The sequence below is a fragment of the Fulvivirga maritima genome (assembly GCF_021389955.1).
Taxonomy (GTDB): domain Bacteria; phylum Bacteroidota; class Bacteroidia; order Cytophagales; family Cyclobacteriaceae; genus Fulvivirga; species Fulvivirga maritima.
The window spans coordinates 5,109,684-5,128,984 of the sequence record NZ_CP089980.1; the positions used below are offsets into that span (position 1 = coordinate 5,109,684).

Consider the following 19,301-nt stretch of genomic DNA (forward strand, 5'->3'; position numbering starts at 1 on the left):
CAAGATGAAACCGCAGCCGTGTCGAAATGTAGACGACCGGTTACGGGTTCATGATTTAAATAGACCTCAATTGTTTTGATCTTTTCATATTGCTTGCTATTTGCTTATACTGTCATTGGAACGAAAGGAGAAATCTATTAATTTCGGAGCCCAACAATACAAAACCTGAAGTTCTTCATTGAGAAAATCCCAATATTGGTGGTGCTTAATAAGTCTTAGGTTGAATACTGCATCCAATGGGTAATCTAATAAGCTTTATCTGCGTTAATATTTCAAGTGTATGAGGGCGCTGTGCCTTCTGTGGAATATAAACTAGCAAGATAAATGAATGTGAAGAAATTGATAATGGGGAGCTTGCTGCTTCTCTTTTTTGCTGTAGCCTGCCAGGATGATGACCTTGAAACAGTAGTAGATGATTCTGATGACGACTCTGAAGAAACTGTCAATAGTGAGTTCTTTAGCACCTCTATTTCCGAAGCTATGGAAGCTAATCAAGCGAGTCATGAAGCGGATGATGATAATAGTTGGGATGAAGAAGGTGCTACTATAATTCAGCTAAATGAAACTGCAATAGATGTTGATGGTGATGGCGTTTTATTGGATGGCACCACGGCTACAATTTCAACTGCCGGAACCTATATAGTGAAAGGCACTTTGTTAGATGGTCAGTTGGCTGTTGACACTGAGGATGAAGAGTCTGTTAAAATCATTTTTGAAGAAGCTTCTATTACTAATTCTACTAATGCGCCCTTTAATGTTATTAGCGCTGAAAAGGTGATTGTATTTATCCCGGAAGCCACTGAAAGCACATTTACTGATGCTGCTGATTACATCTATGCAAGTGCTGATGAAGATGAGCCCAACGCTGCCTTTTTTAGTAAGGCGGATTTATCCATTTATAGTGCAGGAACACTGACTATTAATGCTAATTATAATGATGGGCTTTCTAGTAAAGATGGTCTACTAATAGAAGGTGGGAGTTACAGCATTACCAGTGCTGATGATGGTGTTAGGGGAAAAGATTACTTAATTGTAAGAGAGGCGACTTTTACCATTGAGTCTGTGGGAGATGCTTTTAAATCAGATAATGATGATGACGATGATAGAGGATATATGCTCATTGAAAGTGGTGATTTTCATATAACTACTACCGAAGGCGATGGATTTCAGGCTGAGACAGATCTGTTAGTAGCGGAAGGTAACTTTGATATCACCACTGGAGGAGGAAGTTCTTACTATGATGAAGATGTTTCTGCCAAAGCTCTAAAAGCTGGTGTCAACAATATTGTTGAAGCGGGAGTTTTCACTATTAACTCAGCCGATGATGCTATACACTGTGATGGTAATCTGGTTATTCATGATGGCGATTTTACAATAGCAACTGGTGATGATGGTATTCATGCTGATGAGGAGCTTACCATTAACGGAGGTGTTATAGAAATAACAGAGTCTTATGAAGGGCTGGAGAGTAATACATTAACCATTAATGGTGGGGATATCAATTTGGTTGCTTCTGATGATGGTATTAATGCTGCCGGGGGTAATGATTCCTCAGAGGGAAGACCGGGTGATTCCTTTGGCTCAGGAGGTGATAGTTACATGTATTTTCAAGGCGGCTATATAGTAGTGAATGCTGGCGGTGATGGTATAGATGCTAACGGCTCTATAGTAATGTCTTCAGGTACCCTGATTATCAACGGGCCGCAAAGTGGGGCGAATGGACCAATTGACTATGATGGTTCATTTGAAATTTCAGGAGGTACGCTCATAGCAGTAGGAACTTCGAATATGGCTCAAGCTCCAGGTAATTCTTCATCGCAAAATGCGGTACTGGTATATCTGAGTCAGCAAAGTGCAGGCACTCCGTTTGTAATACAAAATAGTGAAGGTGAAAATATAGTGGCCTTTGAATCTGCTAAAGCATTTGAGTCAGTTGTCTTTTCAAGTCCAAATTTAGAGGATGATGTTGAATACAATATTTACACAGGAGGAGTGATTTCGGGTACTGCTCAAGATGGACTTTACTCTGAAGTAGACGACTATACAGGTGGTAGTTTACTAGAGGGTTTTACTACTTCATCTGTTATTACAACTGTGAATAGGTAACGAAAAAAATCAAAGAAAATCCGTTCCCTTTTTTGAAGCTCAGGCCGGAAGGCTTGGGCTTTTCTTTTGTTTTTATTGTGATAGATATTCTCTATGAGGGCGGATGATTTGTGACTTTTGTGTATTTTATGGAATGCATAACTACCTATTATATAGCATTATATAAATGCTAAACTCAAGTAAATTGTAGGATGGATCATGCCGAACAATTGCTGTTGAAATGCGTTAATATTCTCAGTTTAATATATTTTGATTTTACTTTGTGTTCAGTGTATGTATGATGAAAATGCTGTAGTTCTAAAGACGTTTAAGGGTGTCACCTTTTCTGAGCATGAAGAGAATTTCATCCTGGCCAGGTTTCAAAAAAGGCAGTTGGTTAAAGGGGAACATCTCTTACGTTTTGGTGAAAAGGTGGAGAGTCAATACTTTATTTCTGAAGGCTGTCTTAGAACTTACTTTGTAGATGATGCAGGCAAGGAGCATACTTTGCAATTCGCTATTAATGACTGGTGGATTAGTGACTATACCGCTTTCTTTAGTGAGGAAATAGCCACTTTAAATATAGAGTGTGTGCAAGATGCAGAAGTATTTGAGATCACTAAAGTCTCCATGGATCAGTTGTATGCTGAGATTCCCCAGTTAGAAGGGTTTATTAGGAGGAAGTTGGAACGAGCTTTTGCTAGTTTTCAGAAACGTATCTTGTGGAATCTGGCGCTTTCAGCCAAAGAGAGGTATAAGAATTTTATCAGCACTTATCCGGAAATAGAGCAGAGTGTTAAAAACTATCATATTGCTTCTTATCTAGGTATCACCACAGAGAGCTTAAGTAGAATTCGTAAAGAAATAATGGCCAACAAGTAGTTTCTTATCATAGATCAATTTTTAATAAACCAGCTTGCTTTAGTTTTGTGTCGGTAATTCTTGTTTAAAGAATGATAGTGTTGACTTAAAGAGTAAAAAGATGAGAACGATAAAAATATTATTTGTATTAACTAGTCATGATCAGCTGGGAGATACTGGAGAGAAAACAGGTTTTTGGATTGAGGAATTTGCAGCACCTTTTTATTATTTAAAAGATAGGGGAGTTGATATTGTTTTGGCGTCTCCGAAGGGAGGTCAACCGCCAATTGATCCTAAAAGTGCTTCTGCTGAATTTCAGACGCTAGATACAGAGCGTTTTAATCAGGATATAGAAACGCAGGAACTGCTTGCTAAAACGCTTAAATTATCTGAGGTAGATGCAGCTGACTATGATGCTGTATTTTATCCGGGAGGGCATGGTCCGCTTTGGGATTTATCTAAAGATTTACATTCTATCAATCTGATTGAATCTTTTTATAATCACGAGAAGCCAATTGCTGCTGTTTGCCATGCACCAGGAGTATTTAGGTTGGTAAAAAAACCAGATCTTACTCCATTGGTAGAAGGTAGTAAGGTTACGGGATTCACTAATGGTGAGGAAGAAGGAGTGCAACTTACTGATGTGGTTCCTTTCCTGGTTGAAGATATGCTTAAAGCAAACGGAGGTATTTATTCTAAAGCTGAAGATTGGGCGCCATATGCTGTCGAAGATGGCTTGTTGATTACTGGTCAAAATCCCGCTTCTTCTGAGAAGGTGGCAGAGCTGCTTTGGAACAGACTTAACTAAGGTAATAATTGAAAGTTAAAAGGGGAAAGCAACTGGCGGAAGCTAGTTGCTTTTTTTATTGCCTGGATCTCCAAAATTGATCATCAAATTTCCGGGGAAATGGAATGGCTGTGTGCTTGCTCCTGTAAGGTGCTAATTCATACCAGGTGTTGAATCCGGCGGCTGTAAAAATCCGTTCAGCATGGTGATAGTAATCTGCTGGGTTTTCATGCTGAAGTAGGGTTGTGGTCTCGTCCTCTATGGGTTGATCGGTGACGACAAGAATCTCTGGAGTTGCACCTTCTAGCATTGCCATATCTTTAGCGTGATCAATCAATACTTGAACCTCTTCTTGGTTTGAGGAATGGACTACTAGCCAATATTTATTGCATAACTTTCTGTTATATAGTATATTGCGATTGTTTAACTCAAGTGAAGGTTTTGATTTCTTCATGTTACCTGAGTGTGCGAGTAAGTATTTTTGATGCTCCTTTTCTAATTCTTCAAAGACGAAGCAGGTGGAATAATGCAGAGGCTCTTGTATTAATTTTTCATAAACATTCCACTTCAATCTTCTGCATAGCAGGTTCAAATTAATGTCATTAAACAGATCCTGGGTAAGCTCTCCAAATAGTCCTGAAGGGAAGGTGTCAATGTAAAAATCGGTGATATTTTCTTTCTCAATAATGGAGCTAATCCATTGCTTTATTTGTGACTTAGTAAATAATAAGTCTGAGGGTGGCCATTTTATATTTTCTCTTGGGAAAAGCTGTGTCGCGGCAGTGTTACTGGTTAGTACTAAGTAGGGTTCATTAATCTGCTGCGACTGAATGAATCTGCTTATCCTGGTGAGGTGACCGAAGCCACCTCCAAAGCCATAAAAGGCAATCATTTGTTTAGCTTAAGAATTTCAGCGCAAATGATGAATTTCTCAGTTTCAGACATTCCGGAAATCATAAGTACACCAGATGCCATGGAATGCTTAAAGTTTCGTAAAAAGTATTGATTATCCACTTTTAAAAACTCATCATTACGATCAAAACGAATGGCATTTAATTCTTCTTCGCCTTTTTTAACTTTTATACGCTCGTCATCATAAAGTCTGATATCAAAGGCTTCATTCATTTCTTCATTATTGGCAATGCTGATCTTGCTATCTTTGATCTTAACCTTCCATAAGAGTTCCTCATCACTGTTTCTCAATTTAAAGCCTTCTGAGCTCTTGTATTTCACTGAGTAGTGGTGTTGGTCGGCTTGATCATAATACTTCCTCTTATCGCTTCTCTTAAGCTCTCCGAATAAAGTTTGGTCTCCTATATGGAGTGTTATGTCAGAATCTTGAATATTGATCGTGGCCAAAGAGATGTTTTCCTTGCTATTGATGTAGTATTCTTGAGATTGACTCTCTGGAGTATCAACATTGATAGGAGTAGAGGAGATAGTTGTTTCTGATTGATCTTTTTCCTCAGACTTATTGGAGCTTTCGCAGCCAATAATAAGTAGCATGGCAATCACGCTAAAGCAGAAGTTTCTTATAATTATCAATTTCATGATCTACTGTGTATTTTGTTTCTATGGTTCTTTTTAGGTTTTCACCCAACGCTTTTTGTTGGTCTTCAGGCATTCTGAAAAACTGGTATAAGGTTCTTTTGCAGTCGTCTTCATTTCCAGGTTCGAAGAGTAGGCCATCTTCGTTATTGGTAATCACATCAGCCATTCCATCTACTCTGGCCCCAATTACTGGGATTGCTAAGGCTCCGGCTTCAAGTAATACATTAGGCATTCCATCGTAAAAAGACGGTATTACTATAGCGTTGCAGCAAAGGTAATATTTCATTAATTCATATCGGTCATGAAAAGGCAGTATCGAATAAGTCAGATCTGTGCTATCCAGCAAATTTTCCAGATGCTCTTCGGTTTCTCCGATAAGAAGTAGATGAGCATTGGTGCTCCAACTGGTTCTTTTTATTGATTCCAGAAAAAAATCAAGGCCTTTTTTCGCTTTTAGTTGACCAAATATTCCCAAAACGGTCTTCTTTTCGGGAAGATTGGTCTTCCTCCACTCCATAGCAAACTGCTTTTCGCTATGGGTAGGTTGCCATTCATTTAAATCTATTCCATTGGCTACGAACTGTGCATTAGCATGGTTGAGCCATTTAGTAATTTTATCAGCTTTATCACTACTGACGGTGCATACAAGCTGAGATTGGCGTAAGGCATCTTCCAAAATTCCTCTCTTGCGTGGGGTGAATATGCCTGCATCCAGGTCATTTCCACGGATTAAAGTAACTAAGCGAGTATTAAGCCATTGGCTGTAAATGGGCGCGCCCGTCATGGAGATGTAGCCTCCAAAGCACACAATAAAGTCAAATGGAGGCAATGTTTTGATGTGATTCCATGCTACATTCAGCACATGGGCTTCGCTGTTAGAGAAGGGGATGGAGGTGTAGCTACCATTTTGTTGCTGCTGCTTTTTGGCCTTTCCTTCTTTGCTGGTAAAGTGGATAATGTCTATTTCTACACCTGCTTGCCTTAATCCATTGATAATTCTATCGCAAGACTGAGCCATGCCACCACGTTGTGGGGGGTAGTTATCTGTGAGCCAGAGGCATCTGCTATTCATTAAATGTGTGTTTTTTAGCTATCGAAGGCGGTTACAGAGTCATCATCCATGGCATAATCGCCAGAGTCAGCATAGTCAAAACTATCATAGTCGTAGTTATCAAACCGGCTGTCATACCACATATATGGAATGGCCATCATGGCAAAATCATCATCGTAGTCCTCTCTTGGTGCGGTGGCTCCGGTCTGTGGTTGAGCAGGCTCCTGCTTGGGCTCTTGATAAGGTGCGGGGTTAAGTGGCTCAAACTGGTTGTAAATAGCCTGCATAGTCTCCATAAATACTTTTACATCGAGCACCTGATCTTGGCCTACTTTTTTGATTTTAATCTTTGATTTAGCTAAATAATCGCCATTATGTTCAGTTATAGTAATGGCTGGATTGGTCCCTTGCTTTAACCGGTATTCAGATTTTGGGAGCGTTAATTTTATGAAGCAATAGTGAATGCACTTGGTCTTACGCTTAATTTTAGTTTTGCCACTGGCAGATCTTTTAGTCCAGCGGAAGTCTTTTATGTCATCAGCTATAACAAACTCTAACGCGGCGCCATCTAGCATACTTAGTTTGCCTAGAATATACTTTGGAGAATACATTTTCATGTTTCTACCTCTTACTTTTCCGGTTACTGGTTTTAGCGCTTTTCTGGGATCTCTAAAATCAAGATTGGCAGACAATTTAGCTTCTCCACCAGCTTTAGATTTCAATACATGCAGTACAGGAATGAAGAACAGCCGCAAGTAGTTATTCATATCATTCTTCTTGAGCTTGTTTCTGTATAGCAGTAGGGCGGTGGCTACTGCAGCAAAACTGAATATCAGGTAGGCTGCGGAACCTCCTAAAAAAGCAAGCGTGAATATGGAAAGGAACGTAAGTACATAAAAAGCAATGCAAAAATTTAAGAGCTTCTTTATGATAGCATCATTCCGTTTATCAAACTTCGATATTTTGGTTAAAAGTGAAAGCCATTTCTCTATTTTCATAGTGGTACTCACTTTCTTTTCATTTACAAATGCCTGCTGTGCGGGAGATAGGTTTTTGTATTTTTCCTGGTATTTCGAGTCAGTCACTTTTCAATCATTTCTTTGAGCTGCCAATTTAAAAAATATTCATTTTAACGAGATGATTTTTAGAGGAAAGCTTAGTAATCAATGGTTTAAATTATTGAGCTGGCTTAGTGTAAAAACCATGACAAAGCGTCATGTCTTGTTTTAGGCTTGTCTAAAAATTCTTAATAAGAAGTCATGAGACACTAGGTTGGATATTAGAAATCAATTCAATTTTTCTGGAAATCAAAAGTCTTTACGTGCTTTATAAATTAAAAAACCAATTTAAAAATGTTGTCGTAAATTGCTGACAGGGTGCTGTTTATATGATCCCAAGTGTAATTGCTAATAATTTTAGCGAAAGCATTTTTACTTAGCTCATTTCTTAAGTCAGGATAATCCGCCAGCAGCCTTATGCACCGGGCCAGATCGGCTGGTCTACCGGGGCGGCATAACTTAGCTTCCTTATCTGCAGCAAGTATTTCTCTTACCACTGGCAGGTCACTTGCTACTATCGGTGTTTTGCAGGCCATACTTTCAAAGATCTTCAGCGGGGAGCAACCTTGCTCCAAGTTACGACTACATTCGGTAAGAGGAGCCACTGTGCACATAGCATGCTGTATTACTTCATGCAGTTCATCTTTATGCAATTGATACTTCCATAGAATCTGATCATTTACGGATAGCTTTTCTGCCAACTTAATAAACGGCCTCGCAAATTTGGGCTTGTGAGATGAACAGATTACTAGTTTTAACTCAGGTTTGTCCTGCAAATATTGCATGGCTTTGAGTAGCACATCTACACCTTGCCAGGGCTGTAAAGCACCGAAGTACACCAGGTATTCATCAGGTAAACCAACCGGCTTATTCAGAGGTGCCGGGATGTCCGCTCCATTAGAAACCACATGGATTTTTTCGGCCAACACCTTCCTTTTAATCAAATGCTTTTTAATAGTCTCTGAAGGACAAATAATCAGTTGACATTTATGAAGACATTCATCTTCCAGGACTTTGATCTTTTCTATAGTGCTTTCGCCAATGTAAGGATATCTGCTTGGTAGCTCTATACTGGGCAGACCGTTCACTTCGAAAATGCTGGTAATATGTGGTCTTTTCAAAATAGGGATGCCACTCCAAACATCTCTGAAATGACCTACTTCCAGTTGATGTTCTTTTTCCAGGATATCATCAAGCCATGCAGAATAAGCTTGAGCTCTCTTCAAATAATTCGATTCCTCCATTTCAAATTCCAGGTGCTGCAAGCCTGGCGCCAGAGGTTTATCAGTGTGCTTTTTCAGGCTTACCACTAAAGTTTTTGGAAACTTAGAGGCCATAAGCTCAGTAACTTTTTCAATATGAATGGCCGAACCCTTATAAGATGGATAAGGATCGAAGGTGGCGAATATGGCATTACTTCCTGTTTTCACAATAGTGCAAAAGTAAAATAAAAATCAGAAGGTTAAAGCAATGCCTTAAGTAGCCTACGTATGAAGTTGGGGTTAGTGATAACCATATAATTTTACTCTATATGACCATAGGTTTTTTAAATCAATAATACTGGCTTCCAGGTAGATAAATGAGTAATTTCATGATATCATTTAAACTGAAGTTCAATCATAAATATTTCTAAATCTAATACTACACTTATGGATAGCTACGAAAACAAAAATGGTTCTGATAGTCCTGTATGGGATACTAATGAAACCAGTCGGTGTCCGTTTATGAATGGATCGCTGCATTACACTGCAGGTACCGGCACTAAAAATCGCGATTGGTGGCCTAACCAGCTTAACTTACAAATTTTGCATCAGAATTCTCATCTATCTAATCCTATGGATGAGGATTTTGATTATGCTGAAGCTTTTAAAAGCCTTGACCTCAAGGCAGTGAAAGAAGACTTATTTCAGCTGATGACTGATTCACAAGAATGGTGGCCGGCTGATTATGGTCATTATGGGCCTTTTTTCATTCGTATGGCTTGGCATAGTGCCGGAACCTATAGAATTGCAGATGGTCGTGGTGGTGCCTCTTCAGGTAGTCAGCGGTTTGCACCCTTAAATAGTTGGCCTGATAATGCTAACTTGGATAAAGCTCGCTTACTCTTGTGGCCTATTAAACAAAAATATGGAAACAAAATCTCTTGGGCTGACCTTATGATTTTAGCAGGTAACTGCGCTCTTGAGTCTATGGGGTTACCTACTTTTGGCTTTGCTGGTGGTAGAGAAGATGTCTGGGAGCCTGAAGATGATATTTACTGGGGTGCAGAAACCGAATGGATGGGTAATGAGAAAAGGTACGAAGATGGTAGCCTTGAAAATCCATTAGCAGCTTCACATATGGGGCTTATTTATGTTAACCCTGAAGGCCCAAATGGTAATCCTGATCCTGTAGCTGCAGCGGATCATATCCGTGAGACTTTTGGGCGTATGGCCATGAATGATGAAGAAACGGTAGCCTTGATAGCAGGTGGCCATACTTTTGGTAAAACACATGGTGCGGCTGATCCCGGTGAATATGTAGGCCTGGAGCCCGCAGGAGCCAGCATAGAAGAGCAAGGCTTGGGCTGGAAGAACTCTTTCGGTACCGGTAATGCAGGCTCCACTATTACCAGTGGCCTGGAAGGTGCCTGGACTACTACACCTACACAATGGAGTAATAACTTCTTCGAGAATCTATTCGGCTTTGAGTGGGAATTGAGTAAAAGCCCTGCAGGAGCGCACCAATGGAAGCCTAAAAATGGGGCAGGGGCTGGCACTGTTCCTGATGCTCATGATCCGAGTGTGAAGCATGCACCTTTTATGCTTACTACTGATTTGGCACTGAAGGAAGATCCGGCTTACGAGAAAATATCAAGGCATTATTATGAAAACCCTAAGGAATTTGCTGATGCATTTGCCAGAGCATGGTTTAAGCTTACGCACAGAGACATGGGACCGCTATCCAGATATCTTGGTCCTGAGGTGCCAGAAGAAGAACTGCTATGGCAAGACCCTGTTCCTGCAGTGGATCACCCGCTGATTGATGATAATGATATTGCTAGCCTGAAATCTAAAATATTGGATTCTGGTCTTACTGTTTCGGAGCTGGTAACTACGGCCTGGGCTTCAGCCTTTACCTTCCGAAATTCAGATAAACGAGGCGGTGCCAATGGTGCTCGCATCAGACTAGCTCCTATGAAAGACTGGGAAGTGAACAACCCTCAGCAGCTAGCTAAAGTATTGCAGAAATATGAAGCTATTCAAAAGGAGTTTAATGCGGCTCAATCTGGCGGCAAGAAGGTGTCTATGGCTGACTTAATAGTACTTGGTGGTGCTGCTGCGGTAGAAAAGGCTGCTAAAGATTCTGGCTATGAGGTGAAAGTGCCTTTCTCACCAGGAAGAACAGATGCCACGCAGGAACAAACTGATGAGGAAGCATTCGCCATATTGGAGCCTAACGCTGATGGTTTTAGAAACTATTTCAGGAATCAGGATCATATATCTACTTCAGCAGAAGAAATGTTGGTAGATAAGGCTCAGTTGTTAGGCCTTACTGCACCACAAATGACAGTATTAGTAGGAGGTATGAGAGCTCTTGGAGCCAATTATGATGGTTCTAAGAGAGGCATTTTTACTGATAAGCCGGGGCAACTTACCAATGACTTTTTTGTGAATTTGCTCAACATGAAAAATACCTGGGCTAAGACATCTGATGCCGAATTAGAGTTTGAAGGTAAAGATAGAGTAACTGGTGAAGTGAAGTGGACTGGTAGTCGGGTTGATCTTATATTCGGATCTAATTCTGAATTAAGAGCAGTAGCTGAAGCATATGCTTGTGCAGACTCTCAAGAGAAGTTTGTTAAAGATTTTGTTAAAGCATGGCATAAAGTAATGAACGCAGATAGGTTTGACCTGAAATAAGAAACTGTTTCTGGCTTGACCTAAGAAGAGATGATTCTTAATAAGTAAAGAATCCTTTTAATAGATTTGAAAAGGCACTCTAACGGGGTGTCTTTTCTTTTTAAAATACTTTTTCAATTTGTGTAAACCATTAAGGTTGTCGGTATTGTGATATTCATTGGCGGGATAGGAGTAGTGCTCTGAAGATGAGCCTATTAATTTTGCATGATCAAAAACTAACTCCTATTGCAATAATGAAAAATGTTTATTTGGATAATATCATTAAAGTGATCATTATCTTGTTGATTTTGGGTATTGGAGCATTGCCCACTTACCTGGAAGGTGCAGATAATAGCGGGCTGCCTCAGGTGATTCATACTCACTCAGCCTCTCCGCACCTTGAAAAAGAAGAAGCAGAAAAGCCAAGCCGTCACTTTGATTATGAGTCAGCCCATTTTTTGAAATGAGATACCTTCTTTTTGCTAACAGTGATAGCTTCTTCCACCGCAGGAGCTACTGATATGAATAAACGGCCATTGAAGTAATTTTCTATTTCTTTAATGGCCGATCTCGACATTAAAAACTGTCTGTTTACACGGTAAAATTGACTGGGATCCAATTCTTCTTCCAGTTGGTCTAAATAGTAATCTACCAAATACTCCTGATCACTATGCGTTACCAGAAAGGTGCCTTTCTCTTTCACATAGCAATAGGCGACTTCATTTACATCTATTAGCAGCATTTTGCTTTTATAATTCACCAGAAAGCTCGATTTGTAAGCTTTTGGTACAAAAGAACTTACTATGGCTCTGATTTCGTCTAGTTCATATTTCTTACTTTTTTGTCTTAGCTTAAGAAAGTTTTGAATGGCTCCGTCCAGCTCCTTTTCTATAACAGGCTTCACTAAATAATCGAGGCCATTGACTTTAATTGCCTGCAATACATAATGATCATATGAAGAGGTGAAAATGACAGGTGTTGAAAGATCAAACTGTTTGAAAAGGTCAAAGCTGGTGCCATCAGGAAGCTGAATATCAAGGAAAGCCAGGTCTATATCAGGTTCACTATTAAAGTATTCAACAGCACCTTTAAGGCTGTTAATTTCATTTTTAACCTCAAAATTAACCAGGGTACACTTATTGAGTAACGATTTTAAGTGCTCCAGCTCTTCAAAGTTGTCTTCAATAATCGATACTTTCAGTGTGTTCATGTTTCTTTGCTGGTCGGTTAATTATTAATTGGTTAAAAGATAATGAAATAGTGGTTCCCACTCCGAGGTGGCTGCCAATATGTAGTTCGCCCTCATTTCTTTGTACAAACTCCACAATCAGACGCATACCAAGCCCAACGCCTTTTTCATTTCTGGTACCCGCGATAGGAGTAGCTTTAAGTTCACGTAACTCATCCAGTTTTTCTATGCTCATGCCTACACCTTGATCGGCTATTTCAATAATCACCTTATTATTAGTAGTACAAGCTTTCACATTGATGGCTTTACCTGGTTCGCTAAACTTAAGGGCATTGTTCACTATATTTCTAAAAGCGGTCTTTAGCCCATTTTCATCACCACGTATATATAGATCAGGTTCTGTCTGAAATTTGATGCTAATGCTTTTGTTTTCAGCTGAGGTCTTGAATAACTCTACGGTCTCTGTGAGTATATCGTTAAGAGCTACTCGGTTTTTTTTGAGGGGAAATTTATATTCTTTAGTGAGCGACCAATGCAGTAGGTTATCAAGCAGATGAAGCATATTTTGCGAAGAGCGCTTCATATTACTTCCCAAGTCTAATATCTGATCCATTTTTTTGGTTTTGGTATAATGAAGCAAAATTCCACTAATACTTATGAAATCTAATACAAAGCCTCTTAAATCATGAGATACTATTGAAAAGAAGCGGTTATTGATGGAAAGTGCCTTATCCAGATCTTCTTTCTGCTTAAGCAATACTTCATTTTTCTTAAACTTATCTAATAGTAAGTAGGCCAGAATGCCGGCCAAGACCACTATAATGAAAATAACCAGAAACAGCCACTGTCTTCGATCTTTCTCTTGTTGTATTTCTGATTCATAGGCCATTTGTTCACGCTGTCTTTCAAAATTCAACGAATCCTTTTCTCTTTGAAAGGCGTAACTGGCCTCTATACGACTGGTTTTTCTTATTATTTCATCACTAAAGATGCTGTCTTTAAGAATTACATGGTTTTGAAGCGAAGCATAGGCATTTTTATAATCTCCCTTTTGCATATACACTTCAGACAGCAACTTATGGCATTTGCTTTCTAGTTCCTTAAGGTGTTCCTGTTGAGCAAAGTGTAAACTCTTTTTCAGGTAATTAAGAGCCTTTATATAGTTATTTGATTTTTGATAATATTCGCCTATGGCAAAATTAGCTTCAGCACCTAATGATTGTAGACCTACCTCTTGAGATAACGAGAGGCTTTTCTGAAGAAAGTAGAAGGCTGAATCCATTTTATCAGTAATCAGGTAGAGTTTTCCCGTTCTTAGATAGGTTTCTATAGCCTTGGTTTTATTGCCAATTTTTTGGTTTAAAACCAGTGCTTTTTTAAAGGCATTTTGTGACTTTTTATATTGCTTATTATCATAGAAAAACTCTCCTAAAGAATTATACACAGAGGCCTGGCCATCTAAATCTCCAATGGTCTTTCTAAGTTGGAGCGACTTATCATAATAACTGAAAGCCATGGAGTCATCTTTCCATTCTTTAAATAATAGGCCAAGATTATAATAGCTGGTGGCCAAGCCGGCTGAATCTTGCATTTCTTTTCTCATCTGTACGGCTTTTAGATAGAACTCTAGCGAGGCGGGGTAATTGGCTCGTTCCTGAGCTATAATTCCCAGATTAGCCAGGCAGAAAGCCATGGTGGGTTTATTGTCATTAGCTTCGGCCAAAGCCAGGGACTCTTCAAAGTCGGCAGTGGCTTTATCATAGTTGCCTAGTCGCCAGTATATGAGTCCACGATTATTTATAGCAGCAGCATAATATGTGTTGTTATTAAGACTGGAGGCTATATCCGTGGCTGACTTAAACTGTGAAAGAGCATTCTTAAAATCGCCTTTTTTATAATATGCACCGCCTAAGTTGATTTGAGCTCCGGCTATGTCCAGAGAGTCGCTTAGCTTATTTTGACTGGTTAGAGCCGCTTGGTAATATATAATGGCCGAATCTAATTGTCCTAACCGGTAGTAGCTAATACCTGTTATGTTAGAAATGGAGGCGAGGGCTTTAAAGTCATCTAGGGCATCGGCCAAAATATATGCTTGCCTTAGTGATGCTAATGCTTCTTTAAAACTGCCCACTTTGTTTAAAACCTCTCCGTTTTTTGATAAAGAACTAATTAGTCCTTTCATGTATTGGTGTGTTTTCGCTGTATTTATAGCACGGCTACATAATTCCAGCGCTTCTTCATATCGACCTTTTTTCTGTAGGTAGGTGGCTTTTAGTATTTGAGCATCAACCAGTCCTTCAGTGTACTCATAGGTGTCAGATAATAAAATAGCTCTTTCATTGGCTGATAGGAAGGTGAGACTATCTGAGCCAAGCGTTTCTTCAGAAAGCCGATTGAGTGTTTTTATGCGTTGTGTTGAGGAGAGGGTATCTTGCTGTAATACAAGATCTAGAGAATCTGTTACAGACTGAGCATGAAGGGGTAAAGTGTAAGAAAGTAGAATGAAAATAAGTAAATCACGCACTTGAATTGTTTAAAAATGGATATGAAATAATGCCCTAAATTATATATGCTTCAAAAATAGACAAGGTTACTAATATTCCCTAGCCATTCTAACCTATTTCCATACAGCTGAAAACAAACTTAAAATAGAGATATTTTGATGTATAATTAAACAAAAGATAATAAACTTTACTTGAGTTAATTAATTTAGCTAAACTTTCAGTTGTAAATAATCTCTTCCAACCTTGAATATTACACCTTGAGCTATTTATTCATTGCCATTTCCTACCTCTCCATCTACATTCAAGACTTTTTAATACCAACTAAATCTGTTTTATGCTTAGCTCATTTTTTGATTCTAATACCTCAGAAGCCCAATCTTATAATCATACCTATTCAGAGTTTGGTTCTAGCAGAAAGCCGGCTACACAATACACCAAAAGTGGCAGAATAAACATTGCCTACCAGGTATTTGGTACAGGTTCGGTTGATCTGGTATATATTCCCGGGTGGGTATCTAACATTGATTGGATGTGGGCTTGTCCGGAGTTGGTTAATTTCCTTACCGAACTCGGCAAAATGTATAGAGTAGTATTGTTTGACAAGCGAGGCACCGGCTTATCAGACAGGGTAGTAGAGCTCTCTACTTTGGAAGAACGAATGGATGACATACGAGCGGTTATGGATGCCATAGGATCAGAAAAGGCCGTTTTATTTGGACATTCCGAGGGTGGTTCTGTCTCCGCACTCTTTGCAGCTACCTATCCTCAAAGAACCCTGGCACTGATCACCTTTGGCGTGTTTGCTAAGCGAAGATATGCACCTGAATATCCGTGGGCACCCACTGATGAAGAGCGTCAAAAAGTATATGACATGATTGAAACCAGCTGGGGAAGCGGTGGTATGTATTTAGATTCCCTGGCACCGTCAAGGGCTAATGATATGGCCTTCATGGAATGGTTGGCTAACTATTTTAGGTCAGGAGCCAGTCCAAGTGCAGCTATGGTGCTCACTAAAATGAATACTGATGTCGATATTATTGATATTCTGGATTCTATCAAGGTACCTACTTTACTCATGCAAAGAACACATGATATAGATGTAAAAATAGAAGAGGGCCGGTTTATAGCTAATAGAATAAAAGGGGCGAAGCTGGTAGAGTTTGAAGGTAATGATCATCTGTTCTGGGCAGGAAATACCCGCGAAATCCTTAGAGAAATGTACACCTTTATGGGTGAACTTAATACAGGCCTTAACTACGAAGAGCGCCTATTTACCATAGTAGCTGCTCACTATAGTTGTCCGCCAGATCTAAAAACTCAGATGGAAAGTGCTATTAGTCAGATAGTGAGTCGATACAGAGGGAATATTATTGATTTTGGTGAAGAGGCCTTTGTGGCTACTTTCGATGGACCAAGTAAAGGCACCCACTGCAGTCTGGCCATAATGGAAGCAATGAGAGGTATTGGTGTTAAATTGGCTATTGGCATTCATATTAAAGAGGCCGCTGTAAATGAAGCGTTATTTTTAAGTGGAAAAACTCAGTCTTTTATAGAGCTTGTATTGCAACAGGCTCTACCTAATCAAATTTTAATTACTCAGGCCGTGAAATTTTTGCTGTCAGGAGCCGGTTTGCACTTCGCGCCTTACAAAACCATACATAGAAATGATCTTCAAGATCAGCTCTCATTGTACATGATTACTGATCAGCCTGGAATAAGAAACTCACAAGTTCAAAAGCAAACTCAGGTAAATGCACAAAATGAATCTCTGCTAGAGGATGTTCTGGAGACTATTGATACCCACCTGAGCAATGAGCAGTTTGGTGTAGAGATGCTATGTAGAGAAGTAGGCATTAGCGAAAGACAACTTCAGCGTAAGCTCAAAGCCATCACTAATAAATCTCCCAATCAGCTCATATCTTCAGTAAGGCTACATAGAGCTAAAGAGCTAATGATGCTCCATGAAGATAATATTGCTGAGATAGCTTATAAAACAGGATTTTCGAATCCATCGTATTTTTCTAAATGCTTTAAAAAGGAATTTGGCATGTGCCCATCAGAGTTACAGGACACCTCTGAAGTAGCTTTTTAGTAAATTAAGGCTTCTTCTATTGGATTTACCTCCCGTAAGAACGAAGTTTTTACATTATATAAAAATATAGCCTCTAAACAAAACCTAAGGTCTTCTCGCCAGCGGGAGAGGTTTATTTGTTGGTTTAAGATAGGTTCTTCAAGCACCTTCTTGCTTTTATAATCTACTGTCTATATTCTATAGCTTGTGTTCCTTACTTTTTTACAATCGATCAAAAAAGTAACAAAAAAAGCTACATTACTTCTGAGTGCTGGCGTAGCTGTATTAGTATTTGAAATCCGTCATTCCTGAATCATGGAGCATAGCGCAATGATATCAGGAATCTCACCGTTCGGTTAGTGTTATCTGAACAGCGAGATCCCGGCTCTTCACTTCGTTGCGGCCGGGATGACGGTAAATGATGATAGTACTTATAATGGTAATTGCGAACGCAACGAAGTGCAGTGAAGCAATCTCGAAGTTGCTTCTGCTTTCCTGTGCAGCCTACTTTCCACAACTCCCAGATTACTTGGTCATATCTTCCTCGTAATTACCAGATAGGGAAGGTTTGGCTTCCAATATCGCTTACTGTTTCCAGTCTATTAAAATGCCTTTTTTAGCTTCAACTGCATTGACGGTAATTCCTTACCAACCACCTCTACCAGCTAATGGAGTAATAACGCAATCCTTCAACTGAATTCATCTAATAAACCATCAAAATCTTTAGCTTTGTAGTTTGCCAAAAGAGAACGACATGAATTTTGATGAATTTAAAATCAATAATCAGTTGCGCAATGCAATTGATGAATTAGGTTTTACGGAAGCAACTGAAATCCAGGAGAAGGCCTTTCCTGTAATTGCTGCAGGAAAAGATGTAGTAGGGGTTTCTCAAACGGGTACAGGTAAAACCTTGGCCTATCTGCTGCCGTTGCTTCAGGATTTAAAATTCTCAAAGAGTCCAAACCCAAGGGTGCTTATATTAGTGCCCACTCGTGAGCTGGTCACTCAGGTGGTTGCTGCCATTGAGAGCTTGACTACTTATATCACTATCAGAACATTAGGCATATTTGGTGAATCTAATATCAGGTTGCAGAAAGAAGCCTTAGCCGAAGGACAAGATGTAATTGTAGCTACTCCCGGTCGACTGTACGACCTCATGCTGGCTCGTGCGGTAAGCATGAAGGAGACAAAAAAACTGGTGATAGATGAGGTAGATGTGATGCTGGATATGGGCTTTAGAACACAGATTAACCGTTTGTTTGAACTACTGCCTTCTAAACGTCAGAATATTATGTTTTCAGCTACCATGACTGATGAAGTGGATGAGCTGATAAAGGATTTCTTCCATCTGCCAGAGCAATTAACCGTAGCTGTTAGTGGTACGCCCTTAGAGAACATTTCACAGACGTGTTATCGTGTTTTGAATTTTAACACAAAAATCAACTTATTATCCGACTTGCTGCATGATAAGGCAACTTATAGTAAAGTCCTTGTTTTTGTTTCCAGCAAGAGATTGGCCGATCTGTTACACGAAAAGCTGGGAGAAAATGTAGGGTCAGGCATTGGCGTTATTCATTCTAATAAAACACAAAATCATAGGCTCAGAACCGTAGAAGAGTTTGAAAGTGGGGCGTTGCGTGTACTAGTAGCTACTGACGTGATTGCGCGTGGATTGGATTTTCAGAAAGTGAGCCATGTGATTAATATGGATACGCCAAAATTCCCTGAGAACTACATGCATCGTATTGGTAGAACAGGTAGAGCTTCTGAAAAAGGAGAGGCCATACTTTTTTATACCGATCAGGAAATTACAGAAAAAGAAGCCATAGAACACCTGATGGGCTTAAGAATTGAAGAGTTAGAGTTTCCCGAAGAAGTAACCATTAATCATGAGCTAATACCTGAAGAGCGACCAAAAGAAAAACAAGGTAGCTATGGAAAGCACAATAAAATAAAGACTAAGGTAAAAGATGCTGAGAAGAAGCCTAAAAATATGAAAGTAAACTCAGGCAGTTCTTACAAAGCAAAAATAGCAGCTAAGTATAAGAAGCCTAAAACCAGAGGAGATAAAAATCAGAATAAGAAGAAGAGGTAGTGTTATTTGTAACAGCGTAAGCTTGGATTTAAACGCATCATTAGAATTAACTTAATCTCCTCCCTAAAATCCGGGGTCTTCTCATCGGTAGGAGAGATCTATTGATTGGTTTAAGGAAAGCTTTTCAAACAGCTGTTTGCTTGGTTAATCCACTGTCTACATTCTATA

The 19,301-nt window shown here is 39.4% G+C and carries 14 protein-coding genes; 7 read left to right on the forward strand and 7 right to left on the reverse strand.

The window, feature by feature from the left end:
* The first annotated feature begins 330 nt into the window (after nt 1-330).
* The 3 genes from LVD15_RS21530 to LVD15_RS21540 all read left to right on the forward strand — a co-directional run bounded on the left by LVD15_RS21530 (nt 331) and on the right by LVD15_RS21540 (nt 3,754).
* Entirely contained in the window at nt 331-2,106 is a 1,776-nt protein-coding gene (locus tag LVD15_RS21530; protein ID WP_233777259.1) for a carbohydrate-binding domain-containing protein, read from the forward strand.
* 273 nt (nt 2,107-2,379) lie between these two features.
* Nucleotides 2,380-2,967 carry a Crp/Fnr family transcriptional regulator gene (locus tag LVD15_RS21535; RefSeq protein WP_233777260.1) on the forward strand — a complete coding sequence of 196 codons (588 nt, stop codon included), beginning with the start codon at nt 2,380-2,382 and terminating at the stop codon, nt 2,965-2,967.
* A 100-nt stretch (nt 2,968-3,067) separates the two neighbouring features.
* Nucleotides 3,068-3,754, forward strand: coding sequence for a type 1 glutamine amidotransferase domain-containing protein (locus LVD15_RS21540; RefSeq protein ID WP_233777261.1), 687 nt, complete (start codon nt 3,068-3,070; stop codon nt 3,752-3,754).
* A gap of 55 nt (nt 3,755-3,809) precedes the next feature.
* On the opposite strand, the gene LVD15_RS21545 is transcribed toward LVD15_RS21540, so the two are convergent.
* The 5 genes from LVD15_RS21545 to LVD15_RS21565 form a co-directional block, all read right to left on the reverse strand.
* Nucleotides 3,810-4,625: a hypothetical protein gene (locus tag LVD15_RS21545; RefSeq protein WP_233777262.1), complete on the reverse strand. Its 816-nt coding sequence runs from the start codon at nt 4,623-4,625 to the stop codon at nt 3,810-3,812.
* On the reverse strand, nt 4,622-5,284 hold the full coding sequence (locus LVD15_RS21550) for a hypothetical protein (RefSeq protein WP_233777263.1): 663 nt from the start codon (nt 5,282-5,284) through the stop codon (nt 4,622-4,624). Before LVD15_RS21550 ends, LVD15_RS21545 begins: the two co-directional genes overlap by 4 nt.
* Nucleotides 5,250-6,356, reverse strand: a complete 1,107-nt coding sequence (locus LVD15_RS21555) for a glycosyltransferase family 4 protein (RefSeq protein ID WP_233777264.1) — start codon at nt 6,354-6,356, stop codon at nt 5,250-5,252. Before LVD15_RS21555 ends, LVD15_RS21550 begins: the two co-directional genes overlap by 35 nt.
* Before the next feature lie 14 nt (nt 6,357-6,370).
* Nucleotides 6,371-7,420 carry a hypothetical protein gene (locus tag LVD15_RS21560; RefSeq protein ID WP_233777265.1) on the reverse strand — a complete coding sequence of 350 codons (1,050 nt, stop codon included), beginning with the start codon at nt 7,418-7,420 and terminating at the stop codon, nt 6,371-6,373.
* Nucleotides 7,421-7,668: 248 nt separating this feature from the next.
* Nucleotides 7,669-8,823 carry a glycosyltransferase family 4 protein gene (locus tag LVD15_RS21565; protein ID WP_233777266.1) on the reverse strand — a complete coding sequence of 385 codons (1,155 nt, stop codon included), beginning with the start codon at nt 8,821-8,823 and terminating at the stop codon, nt 7,669-7,671.
* A 219-nt stretch (nt 8,824-9,042) separates the two neighbouring features.
* On the opposite strand from LVD15_RS21565, the gene katG reads away from it, so the two are divergent.
* A complete protein-coding gene (katG, locus tag LVD15_RS21570; protein WP_305038974.1) occupies nt 9,043-11,295 on the forward strand; it encodes a catalase/peroxidase HPI in 2,253 nt (750 codons plus the stop codon).
* Nucleotides 11,296-11,528: 233 nt separating this feature from the next.
* The gene (locus LVD15_RS21575) at nt 11,529-11,741 is read left to right on the forward strand and encodes a hypothetical protein (protein ID WP_233777267.1); all 213 of its coding nucleotides are present in this window, start codon (nt 11,529-11,531) and stop codon (nt 11,739-11,741) included.
* Here the strand turns inward: LVD15_RS21575 and LVD15_RS21580 are convergent.
* Both LVD15_RS21580 and LVD15_RS21585 read right to left on the reverse strand, forming a co-directional pair.
* The gene (locus LVD15_RS21580) at nt 11,714-12,484 is read right to left on the reverse strand and encodes a LytR/AlgR family response regulator transcription factor (protein WP_233777268.1); all 771 of its coding nucleotides are present in this window, start codon (nt 12,482-12,484) and stop codon (nt 11,714-11,716) included. The two genes, LVD15_RS21575 and LVD15_RS21580, sit on opposite strands and share 28 nt — an antisense overlap.
* A complete protein-coding gene (locus tag LVD15_RS21585; protein ID WP_233777269.1) occupies nt 12,456-14,987 on the reverse strand; it encodes a tetratricopeptide repeat protein in 2,532 nt (843 codons plus the stop codon). The genes LVD15_RS21580 and LVD15_RS21585 overlap by 29 nt, the downstream gene beginning before the upstream one ends.
* A 314-nt stretch (nt 14,988-15,301) precedes the next feature.
* Here LVD15_RS21585 and LVD15_RS21590 point away from each other — a divergent pair, with 314 nt between their 5' ends.
* Both LVD15_RS21590 and LVD15_RS21595 read left to right on the forward strand, forming a co-directional pair.
* The gene (locus tag LVD15_RS21590; RefSeq protein WP_233777270.1) at nt 15,302-17,059 is read left to right on the forward strand and encodes an alpha/beta fold hydrolase; all 1,758 of its coding nucleotides are present in this window, start codon (nt 15,302-15,304) and stop codon (nt 17,057-17,059) included.
* Nucleotides 17,060-17,792: 733 nt separating this feature from the next.
* Nucleotides 17,793-19,133 carry a DEAD/DEAH box helicase gene (locus LVD15_RS21595; protein ID WP_233777271.1) on the forward strand — a complete coding sequence of 447 codons (1,341 nt, stop codon included), beginning with the start codon at nt 17,793-17,795 and terminating at the stop codon, nt 19,131-19,133.
* Nucleotides 19,134-19,301: the final 168 nt, after the last annotated feature.

Bases quoted from the DNA above. Each gene is read 5' to 3' on its own strand.
- LVD15_RS21555 (WP_233777264.1), bottom strand. From the start codon at position 6,356: ATGAATAGCAGATGCCTCTGGCTCACAGATAACTACCCCCCACAACGT.
- LVD15_RS21590 (WP_233777270.1), top strand. From the start codon at position 15,302: ATGCTTAGCTCATTTTTTGATTCTAATACCTCAGAAGCCCAATCTTAT.
- LVD15_RS21535 (WP_233777260.1), top strand. From the start codon at position 2,380: ATGTATGATGAAAATGCTGTAGTTCTAAAGACGTTTAAGGGTGTCACC.
- LVD15_RS21550 (WP_233777263.1), bottom strand. From the start codon at position 5,284: ATGAAATTGATAATTATAAGAAACTTCTGCTTTAGCGTGATTGCCATG.
- LVD15_RS21540 (WP_233777261.1), top strand. From the start codon at position 3,068: ATGAGAACGATAAAAATATTATTTGTATTAACTAGTCATGATCAGCTG.
- LVD15_RS21575 (WP_233777267.1), top strand. From the start codon at position 11,529: ATGAAAAATGTTTATTTGGATAATATCATTAAAGTGATCATTATCTTG.
- katG (WP_305038974.1), top strand. From the start codon at position 9,043: ATGGATAGCTACGAAAACAAAAATGGTTCTGATAGTCCTGTATGGGAT.
- LVD15_RS21580 (WP_233777268.1), bottom strand. From the start codon at position 12,484: ATGAACACACTGAAAGTATCGATTATTGAAGACAACTTTGAAGAGCTG.
- LVD15_RS21595 (WP_233777271.1), top strand. From the start codon at position 17,793: ATGAATTTTGATGAATTTAAAATCAATAATCAGTTGCGCAATGCAATT.
- LVD15_RS21545 (WP_233777262.1), bottom strand. From the start codon at position 4,625: ATGATTGCCTTTTATGGCTTTGGAGGTGGCTTCGGTCACCTCACCAGG.